The 15,889-nt window shown below is 75.8% G+C and carries 13 protein-coding genes; 6 read left to right on the forward strand and 7 right to left on the reverse strand.

Features of this window, described 5'->3' with window-relative positions:
- Nucleotides 1-115 precede the first annotated feature (115 nt).
- Nucleotides 116-853 (forward strand): histidine phosphatase family protein, encoded by a 738-nt coding sequence (locus FRAEUI1C_RS06000; protein WP_013422392.1) that lies wholly within the window; start codon nt 116-118, stop codon nt 851-853.
- On the opposite strand, the gene FRAEUI1C_RS06005 is transcribed toward FRAEUI1C_RS06000, so the two are convergent.
- Nucleotides 848-2,251 (reverse strand): lysylphosphatidylglycerol synthase transmembrane domain-containing protein, encoded by a 1,404-nt coding sequence (locus FRAEUI1C_RS06005; protein WP_232425317.1) that lies wholly within the window; start codon nt 2,249-2,251, stop codon nt 848-850. The two genes, FRAEUI1C_RS06000 and FRAEUI1C_RS06005, sit on opposite strands and share 6 nt — an antisense overlap.
- Nucleotides 2,252-2,617: 366 nt before the next feature.
- Between FRAEUI1C_RS06005 and FRAEUI1C_RS06010 the strand changes: the two genes are divergently transcribed.
- Nucleotides 2,618-3,112 (forward strand): glutathione peroxidase, encoded by a 495-nt coding sequence (locus tag FRAEUI1C_RS06010; protein ID WP_013422394.1) that lies wholly within the window; start codon nt 2,618-2,620, stop codon nt 3,110-3,112.
- A 122-nt stretch (nt 3,113-3,234) separates the two neighbouring features.
- Here FRAEUI1C_RS06010 and FRAEUI1C_RS06015 read toward each other — a convergent pair whose 3' ends face one another.
- From FRAEUI1C_RS06015 to FRAEUI1C_RS06025, 3 genes are all read right to left on the reverse strand, one after another.
- A complete protein-coding gene (locus FRAEUI1C_RS06015) occupies nt 3,235-3,678 on the reverse strand; it encodes an ATP-binding protein (protein WP_013422395.1) in 444 nt (147 codons plus the stop codon).
- A 176-nt stretch (nt 3,679-3,854) separates the two neighbouring features.
- Nucleotides 3,855-5,675, reverse strand: coding sequence for a hypothetical protein (locus FRAEUI1C_RS06020; protein ID WP_041258927.1), 1,821 nt, complete (start codon nt 5,673-5,675; stop codon nt 3,855-3,857).
- Nucleotides 5,676-5,932: 257 nt separating this feature from the next.
- A complete protein-coding gene (locus tag FRAEUI1C_RS06025; protein ID WP_013422397.1) occupies nt 5,933-6,583 on the reverse strand; it encodes a hypothetical protein in 651 nt (216 codons plus the stop codon).
- Nucleotides 6,584-7,090: 507 nt separating this feature from the next.
- Between FRAEUI1C_RS06025 and FRAEUI1C_RS06030 the strand changes: the two genes are divergently transcribed.
- Nucleotides 7,091-7,414, forward strand: a complete 324-nt coding sequence (locus FRAEUI1C_RS06030) for a GroES family chaperonin (protein WP_232425482.1) — start codon at nt 7,091-7,093, stop codon at nt 7,412-7,414.
- A gap of 7 nt (nt 7,415-7,421) precedes the next feature.
- On the opposite strand, the gene FRAEUI1C_RS06035 is transcribed toward FRAEUI1C_RS06030, so the two are convergent.
- Together FRAEUI1C_RS06035 and macS are read right to left on the reverse strand one after the other, a co-directional pair.
- Entirely contained in the window at nt 7,422-8,159 is a 738-nt protein-coding gene (locus tag FRAEUI1C_RS06035; RefSeq protein ID WP_049806830.1) for a response regulator, read from the reverse strand.
- A 22-nt stretch (nt 8,160-8,181) separates the two neighbouring features.
- Entirely contained in the window at nt 8,182-9,417 is a 1,236-nt protein-coding gene (gene macS, locus FRAEUI1C_RS06040) for a MacS family sensor histidine kinase (protein ID WP_013422400.1), read from the reverse strand.
- Nucleotides 9,418-9,579: 162 nt separating this feature from the next.
- Between macS and FRAEUI1C_RS06045 the strand changes: the two genes are divergently transcribed.
- From FRAEUI1C_RS06045 to FRAEUI1C_RS41555, 3 genes are all read left to right on the forward strand, one after another.
- The gene (locus FRAEUI1C_RS06045; RefSeq protein ID WP_013422401.1) at nt 9,580-9,873 is read left to right on the forward strand and encodes a YiaA/YiaB family inner membrane protein; all 294 of its coding nucleotides are present in this window, start codon (nt 9,580-9,582) and stop codon (nt 9,871-9,873) included.
- Between the two features lie 396 nt (nt 9,874-10,269).
- Complete coding sequence (locus FRAEUI1C_RS06050) at nt 10,270-10,566, forward strand: DUF4193 family protein (RefSeq protein WP_013422402.1); 297 nt, start codon at nt 10,270-10,272, stop codon at nt 10,564-10,566.
- A 315-nt stretch (nt 10,567-10,881) separates the two neighbouring features.
- The gene (locus FRAEUI1C_RS41555) at nt 10,882-14,709 is read left to right on the forward strand and encodes a helix-turn-helix transcriptional regulator (RefSeq protein WP_013422403.1); all 3,828 of its coding nucleotides are present in this window, start codon (nt 10,882-10,884) and stop codon (nt 14,707-14,709) included.
- A gap of 226 nt (nt 14,710-14,935) precedes the next feature.
- Here FRAEUI1C_RS41555 and FRAEUI1C_RS06060 read toward each other — a convergent pair whose 3' ends face one another.
- Nucleotides 14,936-15,250, reverse strand: a complete 315-nt coding sequence (locus tag FRAEUI1C_RS06060) for a hypothetical protein (RefSeq protein ID WP_013422404.1) — start codon at nt 15,248-15,250, stop codon at nt 14,936-14,938.
- Nucleotides 15,251-15,889: the final 639 nt, after the last annotated feature.

A 15,889-nucleotide genomic window follows, 5' to 3' on the forward strand; every position in this document is an offset into this window, starting at 1 on the left:
CGGCGACTACAGTCCCGCTGGGGAAGCCTGGACGCCGCCTGGGCCTGCGAACGCGACTGGGCCTGTGGGCGGGCGCTGCCGGGCCTGTGGACGCGACTGAGCCTGGGGACGCCGAGTGAGTCTTGACAGCCACGGCCGCGTACCTGCCGGCCGGATCGTGCTGGTCCGGCACGGAGAGACGGAGTGGAGCAGGTCGGGCCGCCATACCGGCCGTACCGACATTCCGCTCACCCCCGACGGCGAACGGCGCGCGGCCGCGCTGCTGCCGGCGCTGCGGGGCTTCCGGTTCGCGCTGGTCGCGACCAGCCCGCGCACCCGCGCCATCCACACCGCCGATCTGGCCGGCCTTTTCGCCGCGCCCGTAGGTGGCGGGCCGACGCACCAGCGCCAGGGCGGCCCCGACGGGGTGCGCCCGGCCGTGGCCGACGTGGCGGCGCGCGAGGTCTGGCCCGATTTGGCCGAGTGGGACTACGGCGACCTGGAGGGCCTGACCACGCCGACGATCCGCGAGACCCAGCCGGGCTGGACGATCTGGACCGGCCGGGTGCCCGGCGGGGAGACCGCCGGCCAGGTCGCCGCCCGGGCCGACGCGGTGCTGGCCCGGGCGCTGCCGCTGCTGCGCGACGGTGACGTCGCACTGGTCGGACACGGGCACATGTCGCGGGTGCTGATCGCGCGCTGGCTCGGGTTGGACCCGGCGCGCGGCGCGTCGTTCCTGGTGGAGCCGGCGAGCCTGACCATCCTTGAGCACGAGCGGGAGACCCGGGTCCTCGGTTCGCTCAACCTGCGGCCGTCGCCGCCGGAGGCCAGGCTGGACGCCTTCCAGCCCGGCGCCTCCGCGTCCGCGCTATAGGTCGCCCCTTCTGCGCAACGCCGTCAGGGCGATCACCCCCGGCACGACCGGCAGCCAGTAAGTGATCAGCCGGAAGACCAGGACGGCGGTGACCATCGCGGCGGCCGGGCCGCCGGCGGCCGTCAGGCCGATCGCGAGCGCGGGCTCGATCGCGCCGACGTTGCCGGCCGTCGGCGCGGCGCCCGCCACCGCGGAGCCGACCAGGTACACGGCCGCGACCGACAGCACGCTGACGTTGCCGCCGAACGCCCGTTCGCTGGCCGTCAGCGCGATCACCTGAGCCACCTTCGTCCCGGCCAGCGAACCGCTGAGCGCGGCGGCCCGGCCGGGGGAGTGGACGAGCCCGCTCAGGTGCGCCCGGAAGGTCGCCAGCGGGCCGCGCAGCCGGTCGCGCACCCGTCGGCGGGTCAGCACCACCGCGAGGACGGCGACGACGGCGCCCGCCACGATGCACACCGGTCCGAGGCCGAGGCTGGACATCGTGTCGCGCAGCGGCCCGGTCAGCCCCGCGGTCATCCGTGAGTCGCCGAGCAGCGCGGCCACGCAGGCGAGCGCGGCCAGGTGCACCAGGCCGCAGACGACCCGGATGGACGCGATCGTGGCGACCCCGGCCGGCCGGGGAAGTCCGCGGCGTTCCAGGAACCGCAGGTTGACGGCGATCGCGCCGAGGCCGGCGGGGATGATCCGGTTCGCGGCGGCGGCGGCGAACTGCACCCCGGTCGCGACCCGCACCCCCACCGGCAGGCCACTGCCCGCCCGTAGCGCGATCCCGTTGGAGACGTAGTACAGAACGGTCCCGACGCCGCAGAGCGGCAGCCACGGCCAGCTCGGCGCCGGGATGTCGGCCAGCTGGTGCTCGACCTCGGCGCGGAACTGGACGGCGAGCACCGCGAGCGGCACCCCGAGGACGACGGCGAGCAGGACCGTGCGCCGCCGGGGTGGCCGAAGCGCCCGGCGGGCCCCGAAGTCCAGCTCGCTCGCGGCGAGGGCTCGGTCCCCCAGCCCGGCGTTCCGGGCGCGGGCGCGCCCGCCGGGTGCCGGCAGCGCGACGGCGTCCGCGCCGCCCGCCATGCCGGCGACGGCGGGCAGGCCGATGGCGAAGGCCGGGCCGGCCTGCCGGGTCCGGTCCGGCCCCGCGGTCAGCATCGGAACCGCCGGCGAGCCCGGGACGACCGGGATGGCCGCCGGGCCAGCCAGCACCGACGTGCGCCGTACCAGCACCCGAAGGTTCAGCGGGGTCGCCAGCGACCGCGACCGCCTGGCCGCTCGGCTGGCGCCGCTGGTCGGGGCTCGGTCGCGCGCGGCCTCGCCGGCGTCGCGTGAGCCTCGACCCAGCAGTGGCAGCCCGGCCGGTGACGTGGGGAGCGTCGTCGCTCCGGTCGCGTCCGCTGCCAACAACGTCGGAGTCTCGATGACTGGGGCTCCCCTCGGGCAGGGCGGTTCGGGCGGAGTCGCTCGATTACTATCCGGGACTACCCGCTCCGCCCGTCATCATTGTGCGCACGGCCATGCGCGTTCGGCCATCGACGCGACCGGTGCCGCCGGCCGGGCGACCGGCGTTCGGCGTTACCGGTCGTGACGAGTCCGAACTGCCGGCCACGACTGGCGATACAACGGTCAGTGTGGGTGGGCCGTGCGACGGAACTCCCCGCTGGCGGGTGTCCGTTGGCGGTCTGACGGAAGAAGGAACGGTGTGGCACGGATCGCCCCATGCCCGACAGTCATGACGATATGTGGCGCCGGCGCCCGACGGAAGGAAGCTCGATGTCAGACCTTTTGGATCTTTCGGTGAACACGCTGGGTGGCGAAGCGGCGACCTTTGGCGGGCTGACCGGCGGGCGCGTGGCCCTCGTCGTCAACGTCGCCAGCCGCTGCGGGCTCACCCCGCAGTACACCGGGCTCGAAGCGCTGCACGAGGAGCTCGCCGGTCGGGGCTTCACGGTGCTCGGCTTTCCCTGCAACCAGTTCATGGGCCAGGAGCCGGGTACGGCGGAGGAGATCGCCGAGTTCTGCTCGGCGACGTACGGCGTGACCTTCCCGCTGACCGAGAAGATCGAGGTGAACGGGCCCGGCCGCCATCCGATCTACCAGGCGCTGACCGAGACGGCGGACTCGACCGGAACCGCGGGTGACATCACCTGGAACTTCGAGAAGTTCGTCGTCGGCGCCGACGGCCGCGTACTAGGCCGTTTCCGTCCCGGAGTCGAGCCGGCCGACCCGGAGCTGCGCGCGACCATCGAGCAGGCGCTGTCCGCCTGACCGGAGCGCACCCGAACGAGCCGGACGGCTGAACGACGAGTACTGAACGGCGAGATGCCCGAGCCATGAGCGCTCGGACGGCGAGGTGCCTGAGCGGCGGCCGTGCCCCGGCGCGGCGCCGGTCAGGCCTGCTGACAGGCCGCGAGGCCGGTGAGACCGGCCGTCGGCCCGCCGGCACAGAGCTCGAACCAGACCTGCTTGCCGTGGCCCTCGTCGGGCGGCGGGTCCACCACGCCCCAGGCGCTCGCCAGCGTCGCGACCAGATGGATGCCGCGGCCCGACTCGTCGGACGGGTGGACCGTGCGCAGCACCGGATGCAGTGGGCTTCCGTCGCCGACGAAGAACCGGATCCGATCCGGGTGCGCGACCAGGGCGAGCTGCAGCGCCGTGAGCCGCCCGGCGAACCGGACGGCGTTGGTGACCACCTCGCTGATCAGCAGCCGGGCCACCTCCACGTCCTCGGCGCGGTTCCAGGCGGCCAGCAGGTTGGACACCAGCCGTCTCGCCTGGCCGGCGGCGCTCGTGTCCGCGAGAAGGTCGAACCGAGCGGTCAGATCGTCGGCCACGCCCACCCTCCCGCCGCGAACCGGTCCGGCTGCGATCTCCAAGGCCACGTGCGGGCCCAGCTCCCTGAGGCCAGGTGCGGGGCTCAGGCTCCTGCTGGTTGCCTGCCACCGCTGCCTGTGCCGCAAACCTTGGCAACCGGGCGCCGGTCAGACCCGTGCTCCAGCTGACGTCCGCCCTAGATGACGTCGATGCCGTCGAGGATCGGGTCGCGACGCGTCATCCACTCCGGGGTGATGTCGTCGGTGAGGGGCGGCTGGCCGGGACGGCGTGCCATCGGGTCGAGCGGGCGGCCCGTGGCCGGGTCGACGCTGTCGCTGTGAATCGAGCGGTGCGGCGGTGGCGGCGCCGCGATCGAGCGGCTCTGCCCGCGTGGCGGGCCGGCGTGTGGCCGCAGCCGCGGGTCGATCGACCCCGGTAGCCCGTCGAGGCCCAGCACCCCGAACTGGTCGGCGACGCCGTTCGGCTCGCCGGGCCTAGACCCGACTGGCGGCGACCCGACTGGCGGCGGCCCGACCGGCGGTGGGCCGGCTGGCCGGCCCTGCGCGTCACCGGGGTACCCGGCGCCCGGCCGCCCGTCCGCCGGCCGCGGTGGCTGCCGTGGCGGGTAGGAGGCGGGCCCGCGGCCCTGGCCAGGCTGACCGCCGGGTCCGCCCTGCTCGGGCCTGGCCGCTGCCGGGTGCCCCTGTCCTGCCTGTGCTCCCGGCGGGTAGCCCTGCTGGCCGTTCGGAGCGCCGGGGTAGCCCGCGCGGGCCGCCGCCGGCCGTGGACCCGACTGGCCGGGCGGTAGCTGCTGCTGGCCGGGCAGGTGCTGGTGACCTGGCGGCTGTTGCTGGCCTGGCGATACCTGCTGGCCCGGGGGTAGCTGCTGGCCGTGCGACGCGGCGACGCCGGGCAGCCCCGACAGGCCGCCGGGCCCGCCCGGATGGCTGGACGGGCCCCCGGGCCGCTGGCCCCCCTGACGCGGGTTCGGATCGGGGTAACGGGCGGCCGACGGCCCTGACGGCGGTCCCGGCGGGCGTTGCGGACCGCCGGCCTGGTGGCGCTGCTGCTGCGGGGCCGGTCCGGGCGGCGGGGTGGACGGTCGGCCTGGCGGCCCGAAGCCCTGGGCGGCGGGGCCTCGCGCCTGCTGCGGGCCGGAGCTCAGGAACGGGTCATCGTCGGAGCGCGTCGGCGGTGCCACGGGGACGCCGCCCGTCAGGCCGGGTGGCGGAAGAATCGGGTTCCCCCCGGTCAGGCCGGGCGGTGGGAAACCGAGGCTCGCCGCCGTGGTTCCCGGCGCCGGGAACGCCGGATTGCCGCTCGCCGCCACGGGCGGTGGGAACGCCGGGTAGCTCTCCCCGGGGGGCGGAATATGCGGCATCGGCCCCGTCGGCGCCGGCCCGGCCGGTGGCGGGCTGGCCGGCGGCGGGGTCGACGGTGGCGGGGGCGACGGCGGGCCTGAACGACTGGTCGCCGGGATGAGCACCGGCCGGCCGACCGTCGGTGGCCCCGTCGGAGGCTGGGCACTCGGCGGCGGCGCCGGAGGCGGCGGGGGAGCGACGGCCGGGCGCGGTCCTGGTGGCTCCGGCAGGTTGCCCGGCATCATCCGGCCATCCGGCGTCATGACCGGGTGAGCCCCGGTCCCCGGCCCGCCGGGCCGCCCCGAGTTCATGATCGGCTGCTGGCGGCTGGGCGGCTGGGCGGCGGCCGGGATCGGCTGGGCGCCGGTCCGCGGCTGGGAGGACGCACCGGGGATCGCGTGAGCGCCCGACATCGCGTTGGTGATGGCCCGGCGGGTGGCGCCGGGCAGGGGACGCGGCGGGGCCACCTCGTCGTCGATCCCCGGAAGCTCGGGCGGCAGACCCGTGACCGCCACGACGGAGGCACACGGCCAGAGCCGGTCGCAGCCGAGGCAGACGTCGAACTCGTTGGGCTGGTGGAGGTCGATCAGGGCGAGCAGGGAACGGATGTGCTCGATGGTGCGCGGGCCGGCAAGCACCGGACCGCTCCTGATCATGTCAAGTTCCGAGCAGAGTCGACCGTGATAACGCTCGACGTCGGAAACGTCCTGATCCTCCATTATGACCAAGCATGCACCATGCGTCGGCGCGACGCGCGGGCGGTACCCGCCAAGCTGGACGAACCTGCCCCGGACGGGTCACGTGGACCGGTGCTCGTCCGGGCGCCGGACGTCTGCCGCCCAGCGCGGCTCGGCCGGCGGCCGTGGACCCGGAGAACGGGTCCACGGCCGCCGGCCGGGTGGGCCGGGCGCGGCTACGCGCGCTCGGGGCGGACCTCGTCGTTGCGGCGGACCTGACGCATCAGGCCCTCCTGGAGGCGAGCGAACTCCTCGATGTACGGGCTGTCCGCCGGGTTGCCGCCGGGCAGTTCCTTGCCCGGCGCGCCGCGGTCGAACGCGGGCTCGAAGCCGGCGTACGGACTGCCGCCACCGCTGGGGAGGCGGTCAGGCTGGCCGTTGTCGAACGAGGGGTAGTGGTTGCCGCCCTGCGGCGGCGCCCCCCGGTCGGCCGGCGCGTCGTAGGCCGGGTAGGACGGCGGCGGGCTCGACGGCCGCTCGGGCGGCGCGTTGTCGAACGCCGGGTAGTGCGAGCCGTTCGAGGGCGCCGAGCGGTCGGGCGCGGACTCGTAGCCGAAGGGCGCCGAGCCGTTGGTGGCCGGCGCCGCGCTGATCGACAGCGGCGACGAGCGCAGCGCGTCCGAGCCGCCGTCCGGCTCGACCGCCAGGAAGCCGTCGGTCTGCGGGAAGATCCGGGCCGAGAGGCTGACCGACATCGGGTCGCTGCCGTACGTGATCACGTCGACCTGGTCGTCCGGGCCGATGCCCCCATTGCGGGCGAGGTCGACGAACCGGAACAGATCGGCCCAGCGCAGGCCGTCAAGGTCCACACTGATGCGGAGTGCCATTTTGTGTCCCGTCCCGTGAGCTGCGTCGTGTGCCGACCGGCGCATGGCCGAAGCGTCCCCCGCTGATCCGCGTGCGCCGATCGGCGGGCCCCCGCTCGAGGCGGGATGAGCCGGCTCGTCCGCGGGTGCCTGCCCGCGCCCCCCCGGTGTGAATCTGACCAGCTAGGTAAATCTGACCACTTGCGTGGATCTGGCCAACTCCGGGCGATGGGCGGCAGCTTATACCCCGTTGGGAATGTGCCTGCGGGGCGGGCGTCTTCCCGGACATCCGTCGGCTTCCGGGCGGGCCGCCTCGGCGCGGGCGAAAGTCCGACTTCGCCCGGTTTCCGCCGCTGGACGAGACGACCGGGCGAACGGGATGCCGACGCCAGACCAGCGGGGACGGCGCATTGGTCAGCAAGCCCGGCAATGGGACCGGCGACCGGCGGCGACCGTGGGAGTAGTCTCCGGCCCGTGACAAGTCTCTCCGGTGGTGTCAACGGCCTCGGCGGCCCGGCCGGGGTCGACATGCGCTCCGGTTCGCTGCCGATACGGCTCCTGCATGACCGGGTGCTGGTCGAACCGCGTGAGGACTCGATCGATCGGCGCTCCAAGGCTGGCATCGTGATTCCGGCCACGGCCCAGATGGGGAAACGGCTCTCCTGGGCCGACGTCGTCGCCGTCGGAACCGCGGTTCGCACCATCCAGATCGGTGACCGGGTGCTGTTCGACCCGGAGGACCGCGCCGAGGTCGAGCTGCACGGCTCCACCTATGTCCTGATGCGGGAACGCGACGTGCACGCGGTCGCCGCCGAGCGCCTCGACGACGGGCTGACCGGGCTCTACCTCTGACCGGTCGCTACCGCTGGCCCGCCGGCGGCGGGTCGTCGCTGATCTCGTCGTAGCCCGCGCGGACGGCGAACCGGGTTAGCTCGACCCGGTTGCGCAGCCGCAGCTTGCTCAGGACGTTGTGGACGTGGTTCTGCACGGTCCGCGGCGAGACGCCGAGCCGGGCGGCGGCGTCCTTCGCGGACAGGCCCTTGGCCACCAGGCGCAGCACCTCGATCTCGCGGGCCGTCAGGCTCGGCGTTCCGGGCTCCGCCGGCCGCCGGGCCGCCCGGGACAGGTCGCCGAGGACGAGCGCCGCGAGGCCCGCGCCGAACACCGGGACACCGTCGGCGGTCCGGCGCACCGCGTCGACGAGCTCCTCGGGCCGGGCCGACTTGACCAGGTAACCGGACGCGCCGGACTTCACCGCGGCCAGCACGTCGGCCTGCTCCCCGGACGCGGACACCACGAGCACCGAGCCGGTGAAGCCGCTCGCGTGGCCCGGGCCGAGCAGCGCGCGGATCACCTCGACGCCCGAACCGTCCGGCAGCGACAGATCCAGCACGACGAGGTCGGGCCGGGTCGCGGCGACCACCCGCAGCGCCTGGGCGACGGACCCGGCCGTCCCGACCACCGGAAGACCGGCCTGGTCCAGGTCGCGAGCCAGTGCGTCCCGCCACAGCGGATGATCGTCCACGACCACCACCCGTGGCGGCCGGCCGGCGGCGCGCGTCCCGGTCCGCGGCGCCTCGCCGTCAGCTGGGGACACCCCGTCACCTCGGGACACCCCGTCACCTCGGGACACGTAGCTCCACCTCCGTTCCAAGCCCCGGGCCGCCGAGGACCGTGACGTCGCCGCCCAGGTCCCGGACGCGGCCGCGGATGCTGACCGCGAGTCCCAGCCGGCCCGCGGCGGCGGCCTCGTCGGCGCGGCCGGGCGCGATGCCCACCCCGTCATCCCGGATGGTCACGAGCACCTCGTCGCCGTCGTCCTCGACCAGCACCCAGGCGGACGCGGCCGGCCCGGCATGCCGGGCGACATTGTCGAGCGCGGCGCGCACCGCGGCGACCACCTCGGCGGCGCGGTGGGTCGCCAGCGGCACCGGGACGCCCGGCGTGGCGACCGTCACCCGGGGCGCCCCCGCCCGGCCGAGGTAATCGGCCCCGCCCAGCGGCTCGTCGGTGGAGCCCGCCGGTGGATGCACGAGTCGGACCAGCAGTTCGGCGAGGTCGGTTCGTGCGCCCGCGCCCGCCGTGTCCGGCGAGATCGGGTCGACGGGGGCCTCGCCGGGACTGGCCACCCGCAGCAGGTCGCGCAGCACCGACTCCTGCTCGGCGGCCAGCCGGGCGACCTGGTCGGCCGGCAGGCCGCGCGGCGCCTCCCGGGCGATCAGCGCGAGCACCTGCAGGACGCCGTCGTGCACGGCCCGGGCGAGCCGTGCCCGCTGCGCGTCGGCGGCCCGCGCGGCGAGCATGGCGGTCACCGCCGCCTCCGCCCGCAGCGCGGTCCGGGTCAGGTACCCGGTGACCGCTCCGGCGAGCAGCACCTGCAGGGTCGTCCTGACCAGGGAGTCGGTCACCGTGCCCCACTCGGCGAAGAACGCCGCCGCGATGAGCAGCCCGCCGACGACACCGCCCAGGGTGCCCCAGACCAGCGCGGCACCGAAGACGCCGCTGATCGCCCAGATCATCGGCAGTGCGTGGCTCGACCGCGGGCCGACCAGCTCCGCGCCCACCACGAGGGCAGCGCACACGGCCAGGTCGGCCAGGGCGAGCGCCCGCAGCAGCCGAGGCCGGGAGCGGCTGGCGGTGGGTGTCACCACGGTCAGGGCCGCCGACCAGGCGGTCATCACCACGATCAGCGCGAGCCCGAGCACCGGCCGGTCGGCGTAGCGGAGCCGGACGCCGGCCGCGATCGCCGCGTAGCCGAACGCCACCCATCGGAAGACGGCCAACGACCGCCACAGCGCCCCGCGCACGCCGTCCGGGCCGGCCGGGTAGGCCTCCGGGCTGACGGTGGGGAACACCGCTGTCTCCTTTGGTCGTGCCGCCGTGCGTCCGAATGGCGCACCGAGGCGGCCGGGAGCAGTGTGGCAGAACCGGGCGGTCGCGCCCTGAGCGTTCGTACTCAGGACGATCCGGGTGTTCGTGCTCAGGCCGGGCGCCGGCCGGGTCCCGAGACTGGCCGCATGACTACCAAGGCGCCCTCGTCGCGGGGCACTACCGCGTTCCTCGTCCAGTCAGCGGTCTCGTTCGGGATCTCGCTCGTCGCGGTGCTCTGGGCCGCCGCGCATCTGCCGGGCGACGGGTGGATGCGCGCGTTCGTCTTCCTCGGGCTGCTCTACGTCGTCACGTCGTCGTTCACGCTGGCCAAGTGCGTGCGTGACCAGCAGGAGGCGGCGAACGTGGTCAGCCGGGTGGACCAGGTCCGGCTGGAGCGGCTGCTCGCCGAGCACGACCCGTTCCAGGCCCAGCTGCACTGAATCTGGATGTGACGGGTCAGACACGAGGAGAGCCCGCCGAGATTGGCTCGGGGCGGCTTCCGGCCCGTATCCTTCGCACCGTCCTCGGTGATCCAGGCGTGGCCGGCCCGCTTGGGCGGGCGTCGCCACGGTGAAATGCGGACATAGGGCGCGGGGATCACTGCGTGCCAGAGACGTTGCGTATTGTGACCATCCGATCCCGTTCGGGTGAGCAAGTCCGGGCGTAGCGGTGGCTGGCGCCCAGGCGGGGCGTGCTGCTCGCCAGCGGCGGGCCTGGGATGAACGCCTCGTCTGGCGCGATGAGATCGTCCCCCTGCTGGTGGGACCCCCTGGTGTCCGGCCGCCTCGCGGCCGGCGCCACCGGCAGTCGGAAACGGACGGAAGGAAAGGAGAGGCATGGCTCGAGACTTCGACGCCCCGCGCGGCGGCGATGGAGACGACGACCTCCAGGAACAGAGCCTGGAGGCGCTGAAGGCGCAGCGGGTCGGCGCGGCCGCCGACCTGGGCGACGACGTGGACGCCCTTGAGGCGGACCTGGACCTGCCGGACGCCGAGGTGCGCGACGAGGAGCTCGCCCTGCGCGTGCTGCCGCGCCAGGCGGACGAGTTCACCTGCACGAGCTGCTTCCTGGTGCACCACCGCAGCCAGCTCGCCGACGTTCGCCGGACGGTCTGCTCGGACTGCGCGGCCTGACGCGTCTGGTCCCCGAGCTGCCTTGGCTCGGGCTCGCCCCTGGTTCGGCCGGGTTGGACCGCCTCCCCGGGATTGCCAGGAGAGGCGGTCAATGCGGTCGCGGGCGCCAGCGAAAGCCGCGGGTAGCGACCCGCGACCGCGACAGAGAGTGACCTCACAGCTACCGTACGGTGGGAGCTGGGGGGTGGTGGGATGCCGGGCGAGCGTGACAACGTTCCCGGAGAGCAGGGCGACGGTCCCGGAAGGCCAGGCGACGGTCCAGGGGAGCAGGGCGAAGGCCCGGGCGGACCTGGACGCGGCCGGCCGACAGGTCTGGTGGGCGCGACGACGAGGCCCGAACCCCGCGCGGCGGCGGCGGGCCTGCGCCCGCTGCGCAGCCGGCTCACGCCGCCCGCGCTGCCCGTTCCGCACATACCCAGGCCGCGGCTCTGGGAACTTCTCGACGCGGCCAGCGGCCAGGCGCTGACGATCGTGCGCGGGCCGGCGGGCTGCGGCAAGACGGCCCTGCTCGCGTCCTGGTACCTCGCCCGCCGCGACGCGCTGCCGGTCGTCTGGCTCCAGGTCGACCCGGCGACCGACGTCGCCCCGGCACCCACCGGGACCGACGACGGGACGCCGGCGGCCACCGGCCTGCCCCCGGCGGCTCCCGCCGGGGGAACTCCCGCCGCGCGGGCCTCCCTCTGGGAGCACCTGCTCGTGGCCCTGCGCGCCCATCCCGAGGCGGACCCGGACGGCGCACTGGCCCGGCTGAGCCCGCCGGTGCCCGGGGGTGCCAGCGACCTGTTCTGCCGCGAGCTGCTCGACGCGTTGGCCGGCGGCCGGCCCCAGCCGCTGGTGCTGATCGTCGACGACCTCGGGCTCATCGGGGACCCGGCGGACATCGCCGGCCTGGAGCTGCTCGCGGCCGGGGTGGCCGGGCTGCGGCTCGTGCTCTGCGGCCGGCGGGTCCCGGTCTCCGCGCACCGGGCTCGGGCGGCCGGCCAGCTGACCGAGATCGGCCCTGAGCTGCTCGCGTTCGACGCCACCGAGACCGACCGGCTGCTCGCGGCGATGCGGGTGCCGGCCGTGGCGGCCCCCGGCCTGCTGGCCGCGACCGCCGGCTGGGCCGCCGGGGTGCGCCTCGCCGCCGCGGGCCTCACCACCGCCGCCGACCTCGCCGCCCTGACCGCCAGCCAGAACCTGGTGCCCGGCGCGCGCGCACTCGTGGCGGTGACCGCGGGGACGGGGCCGGCCAGGGTCGGTGCCCCGGCCTCCGCCGGTGGCGAGCTGGCGGACACCGACCGGGACACGGGCACCGAGCCTCCGCTGCCGCCGGCCGCGTTCGCGCCGGTCGCCGAGTACCTGCGGGCGGAGGCGCTCGCGACGTTGCCCGCGCCGGTGCGCCGCCTGCTGCTGCGTACCAGCGTGCTGGACGCGGTGTGCGCGCCGCTGGCCGACGTGGTCGCGGCCGAGCCGGCCGCCGGAGCGCGGCTGCTGGCCGAGCTCGCGGCCGGTGCCATCCTCGCCTCGCCGCTCGCCACCGCGCCGCGGGCCCACGGCCCGGCCGTCACCGACGCCGGCTACCCGGGCGAGTTCGGCTACGGGACCGATTCGCCGGGCGCGGGTGCCGTGGCCGGCCCCGCCCCGGCCGACGATGGCTGCTCCGCGGGCGCGGTCGCGGTCGCCCCGACCTCCTGGTACCGGTACCACCTGCTGCTGCGCGGGATGCTGCGCGAGACCCTGCGCCGCGACCCGGCCGAGGATGAGGCCGAGCTCAACCTGCGCGCCGCGCTCTGGTACGCGGCGAACCGCCGGCTGGTCGACGCGGCGCGCCACGCCCGCCGGGCCGGTGACTGGCGCTACCTGGCCTGCCTGGTCGCGCGCGGCACCGTCCCGCTGATCCTGCAGGGCGAGCTGCCCGAGCTGGCCGCCCTCGTCGGCGGCTTCCCGGACCGTGCCGCCGGGCTCGGCCCGGAATGCGCCATCACGGCCGCTCTGGCGCGGGTGCTCGCGGGTGACGCGTCGACCGCCGGAGAACACCTGGAGCTGGCCCGCTCGCGGCTGGCCGCGTTCCCGCCGGCCGGCTCCGGCGGGCCCGTTGCCACGCGTCAGGGCCAGGCCGGGCCGCCGGACCCGGCGGACAGCGCCGGCGGGGCGGCTTCGGCCCGGCGGGTCCTGCTCGTCGCGATCGAGGCCGTCGAGCTGCGCCGTGCCGAGCTGGCCGGGGACGTGGAGGCCACCCTGACGGCCGCCCGCCGGGTACTGCGGGTGCGCGTCGCGTCGGAGCTCGGCCCGGCGGCCGGTCTGCCGGACGGCCTGCGGCCGCTCGCGCTGGCCGCCCGTGGCCGCGCCGAGCTGTGGCGCGGCCGGCTCGAGACCGCGGAGGACGCCCTGCGGGTCGCGCTCGCCGAGGCCAGACGGGCCCGGCTGGGTGGAGCCACCGTCGGCTGCCTGGGCGCGCTGGCGCTCGGTTATGCCCTGCGCGGACGGTTGCGGCAGGCCGACGAGGCCGCGGCCGGCGCCCTCGCCGCCGCCATCCGGCTGCGCGAGGTCGGTCCCGCGAGCCCAGCCCGGGCGGCGATGCCCGCCGCGGACGGCTCGGCCCCGGGACCGGGGGCGTTGGCACTGGGTGCGGGTTCCGGCGACGGCGCCGCGGTACTCGGCCATGCGGTCGCACCCCGCGGTGCCGCGGATGACGGCCAGGTAGACGCCGATCGGCTTGCCTGGCTCGCCGAGGCGCCGGCGCTCACCGGAGTCGCCGAGGCGCTGCTGGCCCTGGCGACCGCGGCCGGACATCGGGGGGACACCGCTGGCGGGCTCGGCTGGGCCGACCTCGCCGCGCACGCCGCCGGTGAGTCCGGGCAGCTGCCCGACCTGGTGAACCTGCTGCGGGCCTGGCTGCGGCTCGGCCGGCGGACCGGGGACGACCTGCGGGCCGCCAGGCGCGCCCTGGCCGCCTTCCCGGCCCGGGAGGCACCGGCATTGCTCGCCCTGGTGCGGGAGGCGACGCAGGCGGACCTGCTGGTCGCGGGCGGCAACCCGGACGCGGCGCTGCGGCTGCTCGGGCCACCGGATCCGGCCGGCCGTCGCGAGCGGCCCGCGGCCCGGCTGGCCAGGGGACGCGCCCACCTGGCGCAGGGAGACGCGGCGGAGGCGGCGCTCGCGGTCGCGCCGCTGTTGCGCGCGGACGGCGGCGGTTCGGCGAGTGTCGTCGCCGCGTGCGCGATCAGCGCGGTCGCGGCGGCGCGGCGTGGGGACGGGGCGCAGGCGGGCGGGCTGCTCGCCCGCGCGTTCGCGCTCGCCCAGGACGAGCTGCTGGTGCGGCCCTTCCTGGAGCTCGGGCCGGAGATCATGACGCTGACCGACGCGCACCCCGGGCTGCCGGACGCGGCGCCGGGCCTGGTCGCCGCGTTGCGCCTCGCCGTCACCCGGGACGTGCCGCGCCGGCCCCCCGGCGCCCGCAGACCCGGGTCAGCGGAGACCCGGGCGCGCACCGGCCCGCCGAGCGCGGCCGCGCTGCGCTCGAACGCGCCTCGACTCGACCGCGGTGGCGCCGTCACCGTGCCGACCGCCCGTCGGGCGCCGCTGCTGGCCGACGGCCACCCGGGCGGCCTGGATGATCGCGGGCTGCCGGCGGCGGGCGAGGACTTCAGCCACGTCGGCGCCGAGCCGCCGCCGCTGGCCGCCAACGGTCTCGCCCGGGGCGAGCAGTCGCCGACAGGGCGGCCGGACCCGTCCGTCCGGCCGGCACGGCCGGTGCCCCTGCCGCACGGCGGGCCAGGACGGTACCCACCCGGTGCCGCGATGGCGGACCGCCGTGGCCTCATCCCTCGAGACGCCGCCGACCGTGGGCAGGCCGGCGCCGCGCGGCCGGTCGGCCCGGAGACGGGGCTGGTCTCGGGCGGGCTGGCCCCGTTCCCGGCGGAGCGCGAGGCCGGCCAGCCGTCGGCCGGCCGGGCCGGGCGCGGGGCGGACCGGCTGAGCGACCGTGAGCTGGCGGTGCTCAGCTACCTGCCGACCATGCTCACGACGGCCGAGATCGCCGCGGAGCTGTACGTCTCGGTCAACACCGTGAAGACGCATCTGAAAAGCATCTACCGCAAGCTCGACGTCGCTCGGCGCCGCGATGCCGTGCACCGCGCCCGCGCCCTGCATCTGCTCTGACTTGCATCTGCTCTGACTCGACGCGCGGCTCTGGCCGCCGCCGGCCGCGGCGGCGGTTCTGACCTGTTTGTTCGCTCTGGCGGGGTATGGGCGAATGGGGCCGCGGACGGTCCGCGCCCCGGCTCGGCGCAGGTGCGTCACCATCCGTAACGATGACGCACCGTAGTTAGATGGCGGCGCTGGGCGGGCGCCTGGCCGCGCCGGGCGCCGCCGCCGGCCGGCCGTCCTAGGGGCGCAGGCCGCCCGGCCGCCACGCGTCGGGCCCGGTGGTCGCCGGCCGTGGCGCGGCCGGGGGCGGCAGGTTCGCGGGATGGACCGTCCAGTCGCCCAGCTCGCCCGGGAGCCCGGTGGGCGGGCGCGGCTCACGTTCGCCGAGGCCCGGGTTGAACAGCCAGATCAGCCGGAGCACCAGGGTGACGATGCCCGCGATCGCCAGGATCAGGCCCAGTGCCGGGAGATTCAGGCCCTGAACCCGCCAGGTGATCGCGTACCGGAGGATCGCGCCGACGACGATCATGAAGATCGACGAGCCGATGGTCACCGTTCTTCACCCCTCTCGGGCCGCGGTTCCGGCTCGCCGCCGGCCGGCGGACGCCGTGCCGCCCTCTGCTGGGCGGACGTCCGTCGGCCTGGCGCGGGACCCGGTCGCGGGCACGGTGAGTGCCGCGACCGAACGGGTCGGAACGGGCGGACCGTGTCGCCGGGAACCGTACCCTCGGTAGCAACCTGTTACACAGAGTGGGTGCGGGCGCGTTGGCCCGGTCGTGCCAGCGGTGCTGCGAATGGCCCATGTGTGCAGAGCGTAACTAGCCCGTTCGGGTAGTCGGAATGCGATCAACAACTACCGCTTGCATCTGTGTCGCTACTCTCGATAGACAGAGAGCGCTCTCATAGGACTTTAGGCCCTGTGTTGATCTCGAAAGCCCGAGTCAAGGTTGGCAAGGGGTAAAAAGTCCCGCCCGGCGTCTAGCGTGCCCCCGAGGGGGCCCCTACGCTGACCCAACATGTCCAGCTTGGTCGGTAATACCCCGGCGGCCTCGACCCGGGACGCCGAGCCCTCCGCGCCGATCGTCGCATCGGCGCTCTGGCGGCCCATGACGCCCGCCGCGACCGCCGGACTCCTCGTTACCTGTGCAGTTAAGCCTGGCGTCGACCGGACCCGGAGGCGGGCGTGACCGAC

Source organism: Pseudofrankia inefficax, assembly GCF_000166135.1.
Lineage (GTDB): Bacteria > Actinomycetota > Actinomycetes > Frankiales > Frankiaceae > Pseudofrankia > Pseudofrankia inefficax.

Excerpts from the sequence above, each read along its gene's own strand:
- FRAEUI1C_RS06010 (WP_013422394.1), top strand. The coding sequence starts at position 2,618 with ATGTCAGACCTTTTGGATCTTTCGGTGAACACGCTGGGTGGCGAAGCG.
- FRAEUI1C_RS06020 (WP_041258927.1), bottom strand. The coding sequence starts at position 5,675 with ATGATCAGGAGCGGTCCGGTGCTTGCCGGCCCGCGCACCATCGAGCAC.
- FRAEUI1C_RS06025 (WP_013422397.1), bottom strand. The coding sequence starts at position 6,583 with ATGGCACTCCGCATCAGTGTGGACCTTGACGGCCTGCGCTGGGCCGAT.
- FRAEUI1C_RS06030 (WP_232425482.1), top strand. The coding sequence starts at position 7,091 with ATGCGCTCCGGTTCGCTGCCGATACGGCTCCTGCATGACCGGGTGCTG.
- FRAEUI1C_RS06045 (WP_013422401.1), top strand. The coding sequence starts at position 9,580 with ATGACTACCAAGGCGCCCTCGTCGCGGGGCACTACCGCGTTCCTCGTC.
- FRAEUI1C_RS06050 (WP_013422402.1), top strand. The coding sequence starts at position 10,270 with ATGGCTCGAGACTTCGACGCCCCGCGCGGCGGCGATGGAGACGACGAC.